Genomic DNA, 14,681 nt, shown 5'->3' on the forward strand with positions numbered 1-14,681 from the left:
GATTGGTGAGGAGTATATTGCCGTGCAGAAATACGACAATGGAGACCCTCATGACATCCCGTCCCGCCCCCCTCCCGCTTGCCCTGACGGCCCTGGCTGCCGTGTTGACCCTGGCTCTGGGCGGCTGCAGCCGCTCACCCAAGGAGCAACTGGCTTACCAGCACGCCGAGGAGCAATACCAGATCAACCAGCGCAACGCCGAACTGGCGCGCAGCCGGCCGGAAGAAGAAAATTCCACAGAGGATCAACGAGGCAGAGAGCGGGACTAGGCATTGCTTCGATCCAACGGCCGACACAGACTTTCCAGCCCCGACAAATCCCCCATCATCACCAACTGCCGCGCCATCGTCTCGAAGCCGGCGCAGTGCGGGTGCTCCTGCAATAAGGCATCGCACCAGTCCAGCAGATCCGACACTGCGCCGTTCTCGATGAAGACCAGGGCCTGCTCCAGGCTGGTCTCGGGCGGACGGGTCAGGGGCATCGGCAGGCCTTCGCTGGCGCCGCCGGCGTCGATTTTTTCCAGGTCCAGCAAGCGTCCCACGGTTTCCTGCAGTTCCAGGAAGTTAACCGGTTTGAGCAGGCAAGCATCAAATTGCAGCGCATCGCCGCTGCTACGTTCCGGCTGCAAGGTGGCTGACAACAGCAATACCGGCACCTGCGGCAAATGCCGCCGCGCCGCTTGCAGCACGGCGTCGCCATGGACCCCGGGCAACAGGTAGTCGGTCAACACCAGCGCTATCTCGGGTTCGTTGGCTTGCGTCATGCGTGCGATGGCGCTTTCGCCGTCGGCCAGCAATTCCACCGCAAAGCCCACGCTGCCCAACTGATCGCCCAGCAACTGGGCGATGTCGGCATTGTCTTCGACTACCAGTACCAGTCGGCCGGCGCCATCGATCAGGGGCCGGGCGCTGCTGTCTTCGGGAGCATCGTGGCGGGCGATTTCGTGTTCGCTGCCGATGGCCGCCGGCAGGCGCAGCGTCATCGTGGTGCCCACACCGGGCCGGCTGGCCAGGGCGATCTGCCCTCCCATCTGCTGTATCCACTGGCGCACGATGGCCAGCCCCATGCCGATGCCAGGTTGCGTGCGGTCTGCATGGGCGCGTTCGAAGGGTTCGAACACGCGGGTCTGGAAATGCAGCGGGATGCCGCAGCCGGTATCGGCCACCCGCATTTCGATGACACCCATGCCCGATTGCGCCGAGGCGGCGTGCCACTGCACCTGGAGTGTGATGCTGCCGTCGCGGGTATATTTGGCGGCATTGTCGAGCAGGTTGCCGAGGATGCGGCGCACGCGCCGGGCGTCGAGCTTGAGTACCGGCGGCAGCTCCGGTGTTACCTGCAGGCCGAAGCCATTGTGCTGACGCTGGGCCAGGATGGCCGCTTCCTGGCCGATCTCATGCAGCAGGGCGTGGACGTAGACCGGCACCGGCTGCGGCAGGTCGAGCCGGTCGCCACGGGCATAATCGATCAAGTCATTGACCATGGCCAGCATGTGGCGCGCGCTGCGCACGATGATGCGGCCATACCGTGCGCGCTCATCGCCACCGGTCTGCAACATGTCGGCAAAGCCGAGGATGGAGGTGAGCGGGGTGCGCAAGTCGTGGCTGATGCGGGTCAGGAAACCGGTCTTGGCGCGATTGGCCTGGTCGGCCGCCTCCAGGGCTTCGCGCAGCTCACGGGTGCGGGCGGTGACGGCCTGTTCCAGTTTCAATTGTTCGCGCACGCGCAGGTAGAGCATGGCCCACTGCATCTGGTCGTGCTTGCGGTGCAGCTCCAGCGCGCGACCGATGACCATCAGCGTGGTCATGCACAACAGGCCCATCTGGAACAGGGCTGCAAAATGCCAGTCCGGCAGCAGGCTACGATCAACCAGACCATTGAGCTCGAGCAGTTTGAACGAGATTCCCAGCCAGGCCAGCGCGAAGGACAGCACCAGCATTCGCGCATTGGGCAGGCCGCGTCGCCAACCGTGCAGCATCGAGGCCAGCCAGACCACGTAGGCCACCGAGGCCGAGGCATTGGCCAGCGGTGCGGTGCTGCGGTAGTCGCCTAGCGCGGTCCAGCAGCTTATCGCCAGCAGCACGCCATTCATGAGCGCATAGATGCGCTTCCACCGGCGCAGTTGCTCCAATCCAACCAGGACGTAACTCATCCGCACATACAGCAGGGTCATCAGACAGCCCAGCGCGGCCGGGGCGCGCACGATCCAGGCGCCACCACCCGGTACCAGGTACAGATGCAGGTACCCCTGGAAGGCGCCGATGTAGGCCAGCGCCGTGAGCACCCATGCGGCCATCAGCACGAAGCCGCGATCGCGCCAGGCCATGCCCTGGATCAGCGCATAAGCCACCAGCAACAATGCCACCCCCAGTACGAAAGCCTGGATCGCCAGTTCCCGGCCTTCTTCCTGGCGAAATGCCGAAGGCTCCCATAGCGCTACGGCCAGATCGAGGGCCGAATCGCCGGCCACGCGCAGGATCACCATGCGTTCTTCGCCCGCTGCCAGCGTGATCGGGAACAGCGCGGCGCGACTGCGCACCTGGCGTGAGCCCAGGGGATAGAGCGTGCCGGCGTAATGCGGCATGACGTCGCGCCAGCCAGCCTGTGCCTGCTGCGCAGTGGGCAGGTACAGCCGCACATCCTGCAGGCGCGCCGAGCCCAGCCCCAACCAGCGTGTCACGGGAGCGGTACTGTCATTGCGCAACTGGCCGCGTAGCCAGAAGGCGCCTGTGCTGTAGCCTTGCTGCAATTGCGGGACGGTGATGGCGCCCCATTGCGTGCTGCCCATGGCGCTGGAGAGCAGATGGCTACCGGCGGGGTCGCGCAGCAATTGCAGTTGCTGCGTCACGCTCATGCTTTGGGCAATGCGCGCCAGATCAATCGGCCAGGCCAACTGCGGCGGGCTGGCAAACCAGACCAGCAGGCAGCAGAGCAGGAGCCGCCATGTTCTTCGATACAGAAACGGCATCAGTCCGTGTCAACGGCGGAACTGGCTGGGCGGCATTCCAAAACGCTCGCGGAAGGCCGTGGAGAAATTGGCCGTGTTGCTGTAGCCCAGCGCCAGGGCGATGGCGCCGATGTCCAGCGTGCTTTCCGAGAGCAGGCGCCGCGCCTCCTTCATGCGTTCTTCACGCAGGAAATCGAACACGGTTACACCCGCGCAATGCTTGAAGGCGCTGGAGAGGCGCCGCGCATTGGTGCCTACGGCGGCGGCCAGGGCGTTCAAGCCCAGCGGCTGGTCCAGCTTGTCCAGCATCAGCCGTCGTGCGGCCTGGAACAACACCATGTCGAAGGTACTGGAGCCGCTGTGCAAGCCAGGCGTCACCGAAGTGGTAGTCGCTGGCAAGGGTTCGCTGTGCAGCGGCGTGCGCAGGTGTACGCACAGGCGCAACCGCACTTCCTCGAAATCGAAGGGCTTGGTGATGTAGTCCACCGCGCCCGCGCTCAGGCCGGTGATTTTTTCTTCGGTGGCGGCGGCTGCCGACAGGAAGATCAGCGGGATGTTGCGCGTACTCGAATTGGCCTTGAGCAGGCGACAACTGGTGAGCCCATCGTAGACCGGCATTCGGATATCCATCAGGATCAGGTCCGGCCGCACCGTCTGCGCCTTGCGATAACCGTCCTGGCCATCGCGTGCTACATACAGCCGCGCCCCGTGGCGCAGCAGGAAGTCAGAGAGCAGGATGCGGTCTTCCTCGGCGTCGTCGACGACCAGGATGCGCTGTCCCGCCAAAGGTCCGGCGTAAACCGGATGTATCGTTTTGTAGACCATGTTTGCCTCATCGTGAATCAGCGGAACTTACCGCGAAAATTCCAAGAGACGAAGCGAAAATGGCCGTGTGGAAAATATTTTTCCTGTCATCAAAACTATGTGATCAAACAGCAAAACTTCATCGAAGAAATGCTGAAAAAAATTCGAGGACGATGCGCGGAGGATGTCGTAAAAGTGGGAGGAGATAGCGGGCAGCTGATGTCATTTCCCGATCACTGGTAAGTGCTTTGCCGGGAAAATTCAATGTGATAGAGCTGATGAAGATGTCTTCACCAGGGCCCGTTCCTCAGCGCGTGTAAATATTTTTCCTCGTATCAGAAAGATGCGCCTGAGTCTCAAAACCCGAACCGAAAAAAACGGAATTTCCTGGGCTAAATTTCTTTCCCGTCACGCCGTCGGCATCCACAGAAGCAGAGCGTCGGCAGCATGACAAGGTTCAAGCGTCGGCACCATGGGTTGGGGGCCGGCATGTCATGGGAAACGGAACAGGGGAGGGCTGGATGGCCAGCATATTGTTGATCGAAGACATTTTGAGAAGTTATCGCAATAGTACTGTGTGCAGCTTCCTGGAAAAGCAGGGACACAAGGTCAGCCGCATCATGGCTGACGAAGAAGAATTGATGATGCCCACGCAACTGGGGGATATCGCCATCGTCAACGTGGGACGAGCGAGCGGCGCGGGTTATGCGCTCACGCAGCAGTTGCGCAACGCCAATGCGCGCATGGGCATCCTGCTGCTGGCGTCGCCCCAGGAGAGTGTGACCACGCGCATCTCCGGCTTGGATCACGGGGCCGATTTCTGCGAAGCCCTGCCGGAGAAGTTGGAACTGATCAATGCCTATATCGAGGTGATGCTGCGGCGGGTGGCGCCGGAGGCGTGGCGGCTCGACACTGCTGCGCGGACCTTGCGTGCGCCCCAGCATGATGCGGTGGAAATCAATTCCCGTGAGGTGGCGCTGTTGAAGGTATTGGCCAACAGCAGTCGGCACGCCGCGGATCGATGCGCCATTGCCCATGCCTTTGGGGTGGAATGGGTCAGCTTCGATGAACGTGTGCTGGAAAAGACCGTCAGCCGGCTGCGTCGCAAGTGGCGCGATAGCACCATGTACGACCTGCCGCTGCGCACCGTGCACGGCGTGGGGTACTGCTTCACCGAGGCGATCCAGGCCTGCTAGGTCGCAGCGATGAGAGGGCGAGCGCACCATGAACAACGGGAGCCTTGGCTCCCGTTGTTCATGGTCTCAGTGCCTCTCAGCACTTGTCAGAGATCAGAGTTCAGAGATCAGAACTCTGAGATCAGAACTCTGAGATCAGAGCGCTTACTTGCCCCAGCTCAGCACCATCGGATCCAGACGGCGCGCCACGCGCAGCAGGCCCTCGCGCACCTTGGGGTGCAGCGGCGCCTGCGGATGGCGCAGCATGTCGGACTTGATCACGCCGCCGGCGAGCATGAGCGCCTTGCAGGCCGACAGGCCGCACTGGCGGTTTTCGTAGTTGATCAGCGGCAGCCATTGCATGTAGAGCTCGGCAGCCTTTTCGGTATCGCCGGCGAAGTAGGCGTCGACGATCTTGCGGATGCCGTCCGGGTAGCCGCCACCGGTCATGGCGCCGGTGGCACCGCCGTCCAGGTCGGGGATCAGGGTGATGGCTTCTTCGCCATCCCAGGGGCCGACCACGGCCTCACCGCCCAGTTCGATCAGCTCGCGCAGCTTGGAGGCGGCGCCTGCGGTTTCGATCTTGAAGTAGGAGACGTTCTCGATTTCCTTGGCCATGCGCGCCAGGAAGGGCGCCGACAGCGGGGTGCCGGCCACCGGGGCATCCTGGATCATGATGGGGATGTCGATGGCGTCGGAGACGCGGCCATAGAATTCATATATCTGCTTTTCGGACACGCGGAAAGTGGCGCCATGGTAGGGCGGCATCACCATCACCATGGCCGCGCCCGCATCCTGTGCGGCACGGCTGCGCTCGGCGCAGATCTGGCTGCCGAAGTGGGTGGTGGTGACGATCACCGGCACGCGTCCGGCCACGTGTTCCAGCACCGTGTTCTGCACCTGCACGCGTTCCTCGTCGGAGAGCACAAACTGTTCCGAGAAGTTGGCCAGGATGCAGATGCCATTGGAGCCGGCATCGATCATGAAGTCGATGGCGCGCTTCTGGCCTTCCAGGTCGAGCTGGCCGTGGTCGTCGAAGATGGTCGGGGCGACCGGAAATACGCCGCGGTAGATAGGGGTGCTCATGGTGTCTCCGTCTAGGTTGTCGTGGGCCATCAATGGATGGCGGCTTGCAATGACGATCAATATACGGACCGGGTGATGGGCTGTATAGTGAAGACTTTCCATCATGTGATCGCTTTTTGGAATCACCCATGAAACCTGCACCCAGCCAGCAAAGCTTGAATAGTCTCCTGTCCCGTCTGCGTATGAAGCAGTTGCAACTGCTCATCGCCCTGGACGACCACCAATCCCTGCACAAGGCTTCCAGTGCCCTGGCCATGACGCAGTCGGCGGCCAGCAAGTCGCTGGCCGAGCTGGAATCGATGCTGGATGCGCAATTGTTCGAGCGCACCAAGTCCGGCCTGATCCCCAATCAATTCGGCCATTGCGTGATCCGTTATGCGCGCTTGATGGCCACCGACCTGGGATCGCTGTGTGAGGAGATGGCGCAGCTGCGCTCGGGGCGCGGCGGGCGGCTGGCTATCGGGGCGGTCATGGGCGCGCTGCCGGAACTGGTGGTGCCGGCCGTGGAAGCCTTGCAGCGGCGCCATCCCGAGCTGTCCATCGACATCGTCGAAGATACCAGCGTGCAATTGCTGGGTTTGCTGGACGAAGGCCATCTGGACTTGCTGGTGGCGCGCGCCAGCGTGTCGGACCATCCTGGTAAGTACCACTACCAACCTCTGTCGGAAGAGCCGCTCTCGGTGGTGGTCTCGGGCGAGCATCCACGCCCGCGCGCCAAGCACATGGGGCTGGCCGCGCTGGCCGGCTATCGTTGGGTCACCTATCCCAGTCACATGCCGCTGCACGCCGTGCTGGAGCGCGAGATGGACCTGGCCGGCGTGCCCATGCCGGGCAATGCCATTTCCACCGCTTCCACCTTCGTGACGGTGGCGCTGTTGCAGCAGAGCAGCGACCTGGTGTCGATCCTGCCCACGGCGGTAGCCGAACTGTTCGTCAAGCGCGGCATGTTGCGCATCCTGCCGGTGAAGCTGCGGTCGATGTCGCAGACCATCGGTATCGTCACGCGCAAGGGGGGGCAGTTGTCGCGGGCGGGGGAGATGTTTGTGCGGATGCTCAATGAGGGCGCGTCACGTAACTCGATGTGAGGCAGTCCTGATGGCCGCAATCACAGTCCCGGCGCGGGATTGTGGTAGAGTGCGCCTCCAACGAAACCGACTAACGAGACAGTCCAGCCATGCCGGAACCGATACCGCGACGCAAGCTTTACCAGGAAGTACTGGAGCGCCTGATGGCGCGCATTCACCGGGGCGAATTCCCGCCCGGTTCCCAGTTGCCCTCCGAACGCGACCTGATGGATCAGTACGGTGTGGGACGCCCAGCCGTGCGCGAAGCGCTACAGGCCATGGAACGCTCTGGCTTCGTGGAAATTGCCCATGGTGAACGAGCGCGCGTGCTCGAACTGACGGCCGACCGCCTGATCGCACAGATCGGCGCTGGTGCCCAGCACTTGCTGCGCACCAAGCCAGACATGTTGAAACATATGAAGCAAGCGCGCGTGTTCCTGGAAACCAGTACCGCCCGCATGGCCGCCGAGAGCGCCACCGAGGAGCAGATCGAACGCCTGCGCCAGACCATCGCCGCGCACCGGGCCTCGATGGTCAACCTGGAAGAATTCATTGAACGCGACATGGCCTTCCACCGTGAGATCGCCGACATCAGCGGCAATCCCATCTTCCCGGCGGTGGTCGAATCGATGTTCCGCTGGGCCAGCGAGTTCTATACCACCCTGGTACGCGCTCCCGGTGCGGAAGAACTGACCCTGGCCGAACACCAGCGCATCGTCGATGCCATCGCTGCGCACGATGGCGATGCGGCCGCCGAAGCCATGCAAGCCCACCTGACGCGGGCCAACCAGCTCTATCGCGAACTGGGGCAGCCATAAGCCGCCCCTAAGCCGCTCATAAGCTGCTCATAAGCTGCTCATAAGCCGGCCGCCCCTTGGTCGTCAGTAGTGCAGCATACCGTGCCAGGTGGGCTGCTTTTCCTCGTGGTAATACGGGCGCGTCAGCGGTGCTGACATCACTTGGCTATCGGCCAGCACGGTCACCGTGGCCAGCGCAGGCGGGCCGTCGTAGCGGCGGCAGGCCTGGGCCGAGTTGCGGTTGTTGTGCATGTCCACCACCAGCAGACGCTTTTCTTCCTCGCTCATGCCCGGCTTGGGTGGCGGCGCCATGCGCTTGGGCGGAATCACCAGCGCGTCGCCGGGCGCCACCCACAGGTCGGCCAGGCTGATCTGGTTGACGTAGGGCCGCCAACGCGCCACCGTGATGACCAGCGGTTCCGGGCCTTGCGAGAAGAAGATGTGGGCGAAGTCGTGGTACTCCAGGTCGGTGGCGTTCCAGGTCAGCAGCTCGCGGCTGCGGCCATCGCCCAGGTAGGGCGATTCATAGCCGGCCCATTTACCGTAGGTGTACTGGGACATCACCAGGCCTTCATAGGTGAAGCGCAGGCACTGGCCATTACGCAGCAGCGTGGCGCCAAAGGCCTGGGCGTGTTCCGGGGTGGCGGGCAGCGGTTCGTAGCGCACTTCCGGGGTGCGGAAATCGAACTCGGTGATCTCGTAGGCCGGCCAGTCCTTGGGCGTGATCTTGCGTGGCCAGTGGGCGATGTCGCGATAGGTGACGCCGTATTCCAGCGCGGGCGCCTCTGGCGAGAGCTCGATGAGTTCGCCGATGACGGTGGCGCTCTGCTGGCCCACACCGTTCTGGTTGCACATGTAGGGATAGTGATGGGGATCGAGCAAGGGCTGCGACGGGCCGTCGGCGATGAACAGGACTGGGTCGAAATTACTCTGGTCTGGTGGCATGGGCTTCCCCTGGGGTGGCGTGGATGAGTGCCGGCAGACCTCCCCCGAGGTTGCCCGGCGTTGGCGATCATCGCACAGATATCAGAGGATGCGCTTGATCTCGGCGTTCGAAGAGAGGCGGCGGATGGCTTCTTCCGCTTGAGCCAGCGCCGCTTCGGGCAGGCGCAGATGGAGATGGGCCAAGGTGTCGTGACGGCTGTCCAGCAATTCGTATTTCTGCTGGGCCAGCCAGTGGCGCAGTTGCGGCTCGGCCGCATAGACCACGCCGATCTCGATTTCGGCCTGGGCCACGCGCTCGGTGCGTTGCGTGCTCTTGAGGGCGGTGGCGATCGCATCGGTATAGGCGCGTACCAGGCCGCCTGCGCCCAGTTTCACTCCACCGTAATAGCGCACCACCATGGCCAGCACGCCATCGAGTTCGTGATGGCGCAGCACTTCCAGCATGGGGCGTCCGGCCGTGCCGGATGGTTCGCCATCGTCGGACATGCCGGACTGGCCGCCGGCCATCAAGGCCCAGCAGACGTGGGTGGCGTTGCGATGGGCATCGCGCATCCTGGCAATTTCCTGCATCGCCGCCTCACGGCCGGGTACCGGCATGACGATGCCGATGAAGCGGCTCTTGCGGATCTCCAGTTCGATCTCGGCGCGCTGGGCGAGGGTGAAAGTGGCCATGCCGGATGACACCTCAGGCCGGAGCCTGGCCGGCACCCTTGAGCAGGGCCAGCTCGGCGCGCAGGCCCTGATTTTCTTCGGACAGGCTGGTCACACGGGCTTGCAGGCTGGCGATTTCGCGGCGCAGGGTGGCGGTCAGTTCGTTTTCCTGGCCTTCCACCAGCGGGATGGCGGAGGCGGCCGCATGGTCGTCGAGCTTGGGCGCGCGCGGGGTGCGGGTGGCGGCCTTCTGCTCGCGTACCTTCTTGGCGGCTTCGCGCAATTCCTTCTTGCCACCGGCCACGGCGTTGACCTGCACTTCGCTGGGCAAGGTCGCTACGGCAGCGGCGGCATTGATGGAGATGGTGCCGCTGCGCACGGCCTCGACCAGTTCGGGCGCGGCGCTCTTGCGGATGCGGTCGATCTGGCCGATGGTGGCGCTGCTGATGCCGGCGGCGCGAGCAATGTCTTCGCGGGTCTTGATGCGGCCGGTGTTGTCGTCGGCGTGCCAAGGGTCGTCGCTGGCCTGCTCGGCTTCGGGCGCGCCGCCCTCCGGGGCTGGATGCGCGTCACTGGTGGCAGTCTTGGGCGGGGTGGCTTCAGCCTTGGTGCGAGCGGCGATGATGTCGCGCTTGCGCAGGGCCAACATGCCGCGCTGGAAATCGGAGACGCTGCGGCGGCCGAGCTGGTTATCGATCATCCACAGCAGTACGTCGTCCAGCGAGCTGAAGCTGTCGTTCTGGATAGTCTTGAAGGGCAGCTCGTACTTGCTGCAGATTTCGTAACGGTTGTGACCATCGATGAGCACATCGCCCCACAGCACCAGCGCATCGCGGCAGCCTTCGGCCAGCAGGCTGCGTTCCAGCGCGGCGTATTCGTTGGGGGTGAGGGGATCGATGTACTGTTTCAGTTCTTCGTTGATGACGATATTCATGGGACTGTGGCGCCGGGTGTAACTGGACCGAATCGAAAAGCCAGGGGCCGCATTCTACACCACCGCCTGTCGCACTCCCCGGATGCGCATGGCGCTTGCAGTACAATGTCGGGCTTGCTCACTGCCTGTTTGCGTCATGCGCTTCTCCTTCCGTTTGATGGCTGTTGCCGTCGCTTCCAGCTTGCTCTTGTCGGCCTGCGGTACTTCGTCCTTGTTGCCCGGTAGCAGTTCCAAGCCGGTCGAATCCCCCGGTACGCCCTCGGCGAGCGTGGTCCCGGTGGCGCCCAGTGCCACCGCGGCACCGACCCCGCGCAAGATCAAGATCGGCCTGGCCCTGGGTGGCGGTGCGGCGCGCGGCTTTGCCCATATCGGGGTGATCAAGGCGCTCGAAGCCCAGGGCATCAGCGTGGACGTGGTGGCCGGTACCAGTGCCGGTAGCTTGGTGGGTGCGCTCTATGCGGCCGGCAACAATGGCTTTGCCTTGCAGAAGCTGGCCCTGGCCATGGATGAGGCCGCCATCTCGGATTGGTCGGTGCCGCTGTTTTCCAAGGTCAGCGGGGTGCTGAAGGGGGAGGGCGTGCAGAACTACGTCAACAAGGCGGTGCACAACGTCCCCATCGAGAAATTCAAGATTCCTTTCGGGGCGGTCGCTACCGACCTGCGCACGGGCCAGCCCATCCTGTTCCAGCGCGGCAATGCGGGGGTGGCAGTGCGTGCCTCGTCGGCAGTGCCGGGGGTGTTCCAGTCGGTGCGCATCGGCGACCATACCTATGTCGATGGCGGGCTGGTCTCGCCGGTGCCGGTGCGCTTTGCGCGGCAGATGGGGGCGGACTTCGTCATTGCGGTCAACATCTCGGCCAACCCGGAGGCGCAGGCGGCCTCCAGCAGTTCCATCGACGTGCTGCTGCAGACCTTTGCCATCATGGGCCAGACCATCAACCAGTATGAGCTCAAGAATGCCGATATCGTGCTGCAGCCCAGCCTGGGGTCCATGAAGGGCAGTGATTTCGCCAGCCGCAACGTAGCCATCCTGGCCGGCGAGCAGGCGGCCACCGCGGCCATGCCGGAAATCAAGCGCAAGTTGAAGCTGATGGAAGCGGGGAGTTGATGGCTAGGCCGTTTTTCACGGAAATATGAAGGAAATAAAAAGGCCGCTGATCCAGCGGCCTTCAGGTTGATGACGAACCCCGTGTTTTCGAACACGGGGTTTTGTTTTTCAGGCGCAGGTAATTTGCAGATGGTCGATGGCGCAGAAGCCAAGCAAGGCGCTCATTTTTCGCTGTAGCCACTTTTGTACGCTGGCAGAGGCGCTCAAGCCGTGTAAAAGCGCGCGCAAGCGCGCCACCAACAGGGCAATCTTCTTCATGTTCTGGGCCGCCGCCGCCAACAAGCACTGCTCGGCGACCTTGCGCAATCCCCGCATACGGGCATAACGATGTCCGTGCAATTGCTTGGCGTCGGCGAAGCTGCGTTCTACCGTTTCCTTGCGTCGGGCATAGATGCGCTTGCCCCATTCGGTACGACGCCGATCATCCACCTTCTCCTTGGAACGCTCCCACACATGGCGCGTCACCACCTTGACCGCATTGGCGCTATTGGTGCATTGCTCGCGTACCTTGCAGCCTCGGCATTGCTCAGGGTTGGATTTGTATTCCCGATACCCCAGTCGATTGGTCGTGCTGTAGCGCAAGGGTTGACCCTGCGGGCAGATGTATTCGTCACGGTAGGCATCGTACTCATACGCCCGTTTAAAGAATGTCCCCGGCTTGTGGTTGGGTGTGCGGTAGCCCATCACGCCGCTGATCTCGCGATTCTCCAGTCCCTGGCAGACGGCCGGTGTGAAGTAGCCCGCATCCAGGCCAACGGCCTGTACATCAAATCCGAACGTCTGGCGCTGACGATCCAGGCGCGCCAGATAAGGCTGACTGTCATGGACTGAGGCGGGCGTGACATGGGTATCGGTAATGATGGAATGCTTGGCATCGACGGTGCGGTGATCCAGGTAGAAGAAGCCCTTGGGCTTGTCGTCGCGCACCATGTAGCCGCTCTCGGGATCGGTGCGACTGACCTTGATCTCTTTGGTGGGTGGCTCATCATCGTCGTCACGCTTGAGCGGTTTCTTGCCATGCTCGGCACGGTCGATATCCACAGCGGCATCCAATTCGGCCAGATAGGCCGAGGGGGTCTGGGTAACTTGAACGTAGTCGAACTTGTTCTTGTTGGCGTTGGCCTTGAGGTGGGTGCTGTCGCTGTAGAGCACACGGCCATCGACCATGCCGCGTCCAATGGCCTGGCGCACGATCTCGTCGAAGATCTCTTGATAGACGGTGGTATCAATGAAGCGGCGGCGCCGGTTCTGGGAGAAGGTGGATGAGTCCGGTACCTTGTCGGTCAGACGGAATCCGGCAAACCAGCGATAGGCCACATTGACCTGGACCTCGCGGATGAGCTGGCGCTCGCTGCGGATACCGAAGAGGTAACCGATAAACAAGAGCTTGAAGAGTACCACCGGGTCCAGTGCCGGGCGGCCATTGTCGGCGCAATACAGATGCGCCACCTTCTCTCGGATGAACTCGAAATCCACCGCCGCGTCGATCTTGCGCAGCAGGTGGTCCTTGGGCACGAGCATCTCGATGGTCACCATCTCTAACTCGTGCTGGGCGGCTGTCGGTTTTTTGAGCATGACCGATTAAACAACAAAGCCTTGGCTTTCGCCAAGGCTTTGTCATCAATCTGAAAAGGCCGCTGATCCAGCGGCCTTTTGCTATGGGGTATGCACCGTGATGGTGATCATTTCTGTTGGTCGTCGTCGTCGTCACCGGCGATGATGCGGCGTGCACCATTGAAGCGCTTTTTCCAGTAGGACTCATCCATGCTCTCGATACGCACCTGGCCGCCGGCCGAGGGGGAGTGGATGAACTTGCCGTCACCCAGATAGATGCCCACGTGCGAGAAGCCACGGCGCAGGGTGTTGTAGAACACCAGGTCGCCCGGTTGCAGGTTGTCGCGGCCGATCTTTTCGCCGACGCGGCTGATTTCCAGCGCCGTGCGCGGCAGGTCGGTGCCCCATGCTTCCTTGAAGACGTAACGCACCAGGCCGCTGCAGTCCAGGCCGGTATCGGGCGAATTGCCGCCGTAGCGGTAATTGATGCCCAGCATGGCCAGGGCCTGGGTGGCCAGTTCGGAGGCGCGGTTGGTGATGTCTTGCAGGCGGGCAATCGCAAGATTGGTCTTGCTGATCAACTGCTGGGCTTGCGGGGAAGTGGCTTGGGGAGGAGGAAGATCCTGCGCTGCCAGGGAAAGGTCAGCGGAATAGGCCGATGCACTGATCCAAAGGCCGGCAGCGAGCGCGCACACACGAGCGGTTTGTCGTCGGATTCGGTCAGATCGGCGTAGGGTCATCGGGATCCTCTCAAAATAGGATTGCGGGACTGTAAGGTAAATCTTACGGCTTGTCAAAAGCTGGATTCGTGCCAGCTTGTCAGGCCGGATCGGATTGACGCGGCAAATAAAGCAAAAATGATACTAAAGTACAGTAAGCAGATTGAAGATAAGCTATTTTCTGCCATCTCCCCATCAGGTTTTTTCCTACACGAGGCAGGAAAATCCCGGTAAAGGAGTGGCAGATGCTCGAATAGTTCCCGTCATCATTGAGAAAAGCGGGGCGGATTGTGGGAAATGGGTCGGTGATGCGAGGGGCCACGTGCACCGATGAGTTTGCTGGCGCAGGATGTCAAAAAAGACTTTCTGGTCGTACAATCAGCGTTCATTTTTTTCTGCCTATCGGAGCAAACATGCAAACCAAGCCGTTCCTGTCGCTGGACGACGTCAAGAAGATCGCCGCCGCCGCTGAAGCCGAAGCCCGTGCCAACAACTGGAACGTGGCCATTTCCGTGGTCGATGATGGTGGTCACCTGCTGTGGTTGCAGCGTATGGATGGCGCCGCCCCGATTTCCTCGCAGATCGCTCCGGCCAAGGCTCGCACCGCTGCGCTGGGCCGCCGCGAAAGCAAGATCTATGAAGACATGATCAACAATGGTCGTGTCTCCTTCTTGAGCGCCCCCGGCCTGGATGGCCTGCTTGAAGGCGGCGTGCCGGTGGTGGCCGATGGTCACACCGTGGGTGCTGTGGGCGTGTCCGGCGTGAAGTCTTCGGAAGACGTGCAGATCGCCAAGGCCGGGATCGCTGCCCTGGGCCTCTGATTCAGCCCGCGCCGGCAGTTCAGTCTGCCGGCGTTTCCGCTTTTCTGCACATCATGTCGCTGCATCTTGTGCCAAC

General features: G+C 62.3%; 14 protein-coding genes. 6 read left to right on the forward strand and 8 right to left on the reverse strand.

The features are described from left to right. Positions 1-50: 50 nt before the first annotated feature. Complete coding sequence (locus RC54_RS06415) at positions 51-269, forward strand: hypothetical protein (protein WP_231739011.1); 219 nt, start codon at positions 51-53, stop codon at positions 267-269. Here the strand turns inward: RC54_RS06415 and RC54_RS06420 are convergent. After that, positions 266-2,968, reverse strand: a complete 2,703-nt coding sequence (locus RC54_RS06420; RefSeq protein WP_061789799.1) for a hybrid sensor histidine kinase/response regulator — start codon at positions 2,966-2,968, stop codon at positions 266-268. The two genes, RC54_RS06415 and RC54_RS06420, sit on opposite strands and share 4 nt — an antisense overlap. A 9-nt stretch (positions 2,969-2,977) precedes the next feature. Beyond that, positions 2,978-3,772, reverse strand: coding sequence for a response regulator transcription factor (locus RC54_RS06425; protein WP_058894656.1), 795 nt, complete (start codon positions 3,770-3,772; stop codon positions 2,978-2,980). Between the two features lie 500 nt (positions 3,773-4,272). Between RC54_RS06425 and RC54_RS06430 the strand changes: the two genes are divergently transcribed. After that, a complete protein-coding gene (locus RC54_RS06430; RefSeq protein WP_058894657.1) occupies positions 4,273-4,947 on the forward strand; it encodes a response regulator transcription factor in 675 nt (224 codons plus the stop codon). Positions 4,948-5,091: 144 nt separating this feature from the next. Here RC54_RS06430 and RC54_RS06435 read toward each other — a convergent pair whose 3' ends face one another. Next, the gene (locus tag RC54_RS06435; RefSeq protein WP_058894658.1) at positions 5,092-6,012 is read right to left on the reverse strand and encodes a dihydrodipicolinate synthase family protein; all 921 of its coding nucleotides are present in this window, start codon (positions 6,010-6,012) and stop codon (positions 5,092-5,094) included. Between the two features lie 128 nt (positions 6,013-6,140). On the opposite strand from RC54_RS06435, the gene RC54_RS06440 reads away from it, so the two are divergent. Together RC54_RS06440 and RC54_RS06445 are read left to right on the forward strand one after the other, a co-directional pair. After that, entirely contained in the window at positions 6,141-7,097 is a 957-nt protein-coding gene (locus RC54_RS06440) for a LysR family transcriptional regulator (RefSeq protein ID WP_058894659.1), read from the forward strand. Positions 7,098-7,186: 89 nt separating this feature from the next. Further along, positions 7,187-7,894, forward strand: coding sequence for a transcriptional regulator NanR (locus tag RC54_RS06445; protein ID WP_061789800.1), 708 nt, complete (start codon positions 7,187-7,189; stop codon positions 7,892-7,894). A gap of 63 nt (positions 7,895-7,957) precedes the next feature. On the opposite strand, the gene RC54_RS06450 is transcribed toward RC54_RS06445, so the two are convergent. The 3 genes from RC54_RS06450 to RC54_RS06460 form a co-directional block, all read right to left on the reverse strand. Further along, positions 7,958-8,818 (reverse strand): hypothetical protein, encoded by an 861-nt coding sequence (locus RC54_RS06450; protein WP_061789801.1) that lies wholly within the window; start codon positions 8,816-8,818, stop codon positions 7,958-7,960. Positions 8,819-8,899: 81 nt separating this feature from the next. Further along, complete coding sequence (locus RC54_RS06455; RefSeq protein ID WP_058894662.1) at positions 8,900-9,490, reverse strand: IMPACT family protein; 591 nt, start codon at positions 9,488-9,490, stop codon at positions 8,900-8,902. A 13-nt stretch (positions 9,491-9,503) separates the two neighbouring features. Further along, entirely contained in the window at positions 9,504-10,403 is a 900-nt protein-coding gene (locus RC54_RS06460; RefSeq protein WP_058894663.1) for a ParB N-terminal domain-containing protein, read from the reverse strand. 136 nt (positions 10,404-10,539) lie between these two features. Here RC54_RS06460 and RC54_RS06465 point away from each other — a divergent pair, with 136 nt between their 5' ends. Further along, a complete protein-coding gene (locus RC54_RS06465; protein WP_058894664.1) occupies positions 10,540-11,511 on the forward strand; it encodes a patatin-like phospholipase family protein in 972 nt (323 codons plus the stop codon). Positions 11,512-11,619: 108 nt separating this feature from the next. Here the strand turns inward: RC54_RS06465 and RC54_RS06470 are convergent, their stop codons facing one another. After that, positions 11,620-13,086: an IS1182 family transposase gene (locus tag RC54_RS06470; protein WP_058896034.1), complete on the reverse strand. Its 1,467-nt coding sequence runs from the start codon at positions 13,084-13,086 to the stop codon at positions 11,620-11,622. Between the two features lie 107 nt (positions 13,087-13,193). Continuing rightward, positions 13,194-13,805, reverse strand: a complete 612-nt coding sequence (locus RC54_RS06475) for a C40 family peptidase (RefSeq protein WP_058894665.1) — start codon at positions 13,803-13,805, stop codon at positions 13,194-13,196. 392 nt (positions 13,806-14,197) lie between these two features. Here RC54_RS06475 and RC54_RS06480 point away from each other — a divergent pair, with 392 nt between their 5' ends. After that, positions 14,198-14,605 (forward strand): GlcG/HbpS family heme-binding protein, encoded by a 408-nt coding sequence (locus RC54_RS06480; RefSeq protein ID WP_017453625.1) that lies wholly within the window; start codon positions 14,198-14,200, stop codon positions 14,603-14,605. Positions 14,606-14,681 lie beyond the last annotated feature (76 nt).

The organism is Herbaspirillum rubrisubalbicans, from assembly GCF_003719195.1.
Taxonomy (GTDB): Bacteria; Pseudomonadota; Gammaproteobacteria; order Burkholderiales; family Burkholderiaceae_D; genus Herbaspirillum; species Herbaspirillum rubrisubalbicans.

Bases quoted from the DNA above. Each gene is read 5' to 3' on its own strand.
- RC54_RS06415 (WP_231739011.1), top strand. From the start codon at position 51: ATGACATCCCGTCCCGCCCCCCTCCCGCTTGCCCTGACGGCCCTGGCT.
- RC54_RS06420 (WP_061789799.1), bottom strand. From the start codon at position 2,968: ATGCCGTTTCTGTATCGAAGAACATGGCGGCTCCTGCTCTGCTGCCTG.
- RC54_RS06425 (WP_058894656.1), bottom strand. From the start codon at position 3,772: ATGGTCTACAAAACGATACATCCGGTTTACGCCGGACCTTTGGCGGGA.
- RC54_RS06430 (WP_058894657.1), top strand. From the start codon at position 4,273: ATGGCCAGCATATTGTTGATCGAAGACATTTTGAGAAGTTATCGCAAT.
- RC54_RS06435 (WP_058894658.1), bottom strand. From the start codon at position 6,012: ATGAGCACCCCTATCTACCGCGGCGTATTTCCGGTCGCCCCGACCATC.
- RC54_RS06440 (WP_058894659.1), top strand. From the start codon at position 6,141: ATGAAACCTGCACCCAGCCAGCAAAGCTTGAATAGTCTCCTGTCCCGT.
- RC54_RS06445 (WP_061789800.1), top strand. From the start codon at position 7,187: ATGCCGGAACCGATACCGCGACGCAAGCTTTACCAGGAAGTACTGGAG.
- RC54_RS06450 (WP_061789801.1), bottom strand. From the start codon at position 8,818: ATGCCACCAGACCAGAGTAATTTCGACCCAGTCCTGTTCATCGCCGAC.
- RC54_RS06455 (WP_058894662.1), bottom strand. From the start codon at position 9,490: ATGGCCACTTTCACCCTCGCCCAGCGCGCCGAGATCGAACTGGAGATC.
- RC54_RS06460 (WP_058894663.1), bottom strand. From the start codon at position 10,403: ATGAATATCGTCATCAACGAAGAACTGAAACAGTACATCGATCCCCTC.
- RC54_RS06465 (WP_058894664.1), top strand. From the start codon at position 10,540: ATGCGCTTCTCCTTCCGTTTGATGGCTGTTGCCGTCGCTTCCAGCTTG.
- RC54_RS06470 (WP_058896034.1), bottom strand. From the start codon at position 13,086: ATGCTCAAAAAACCGACAGCCGCCCAGCACGAGTTAGAGATGGTGACC.
- RC54_RS06475 (WP_058894665.1), bottom strand. From the start codon at position 13,805: ATGACCCTACGCCGATCTGACCGAATCCGACGACAAACCGCTCGTGTG.
- RC54_RS06480 (WP_017453625.1), top strand. From the start codon at position 14,198: ATGCAAACCAAGCCGTTCCTGTCGCTGGACGACGTCAAGAAGATCGCC.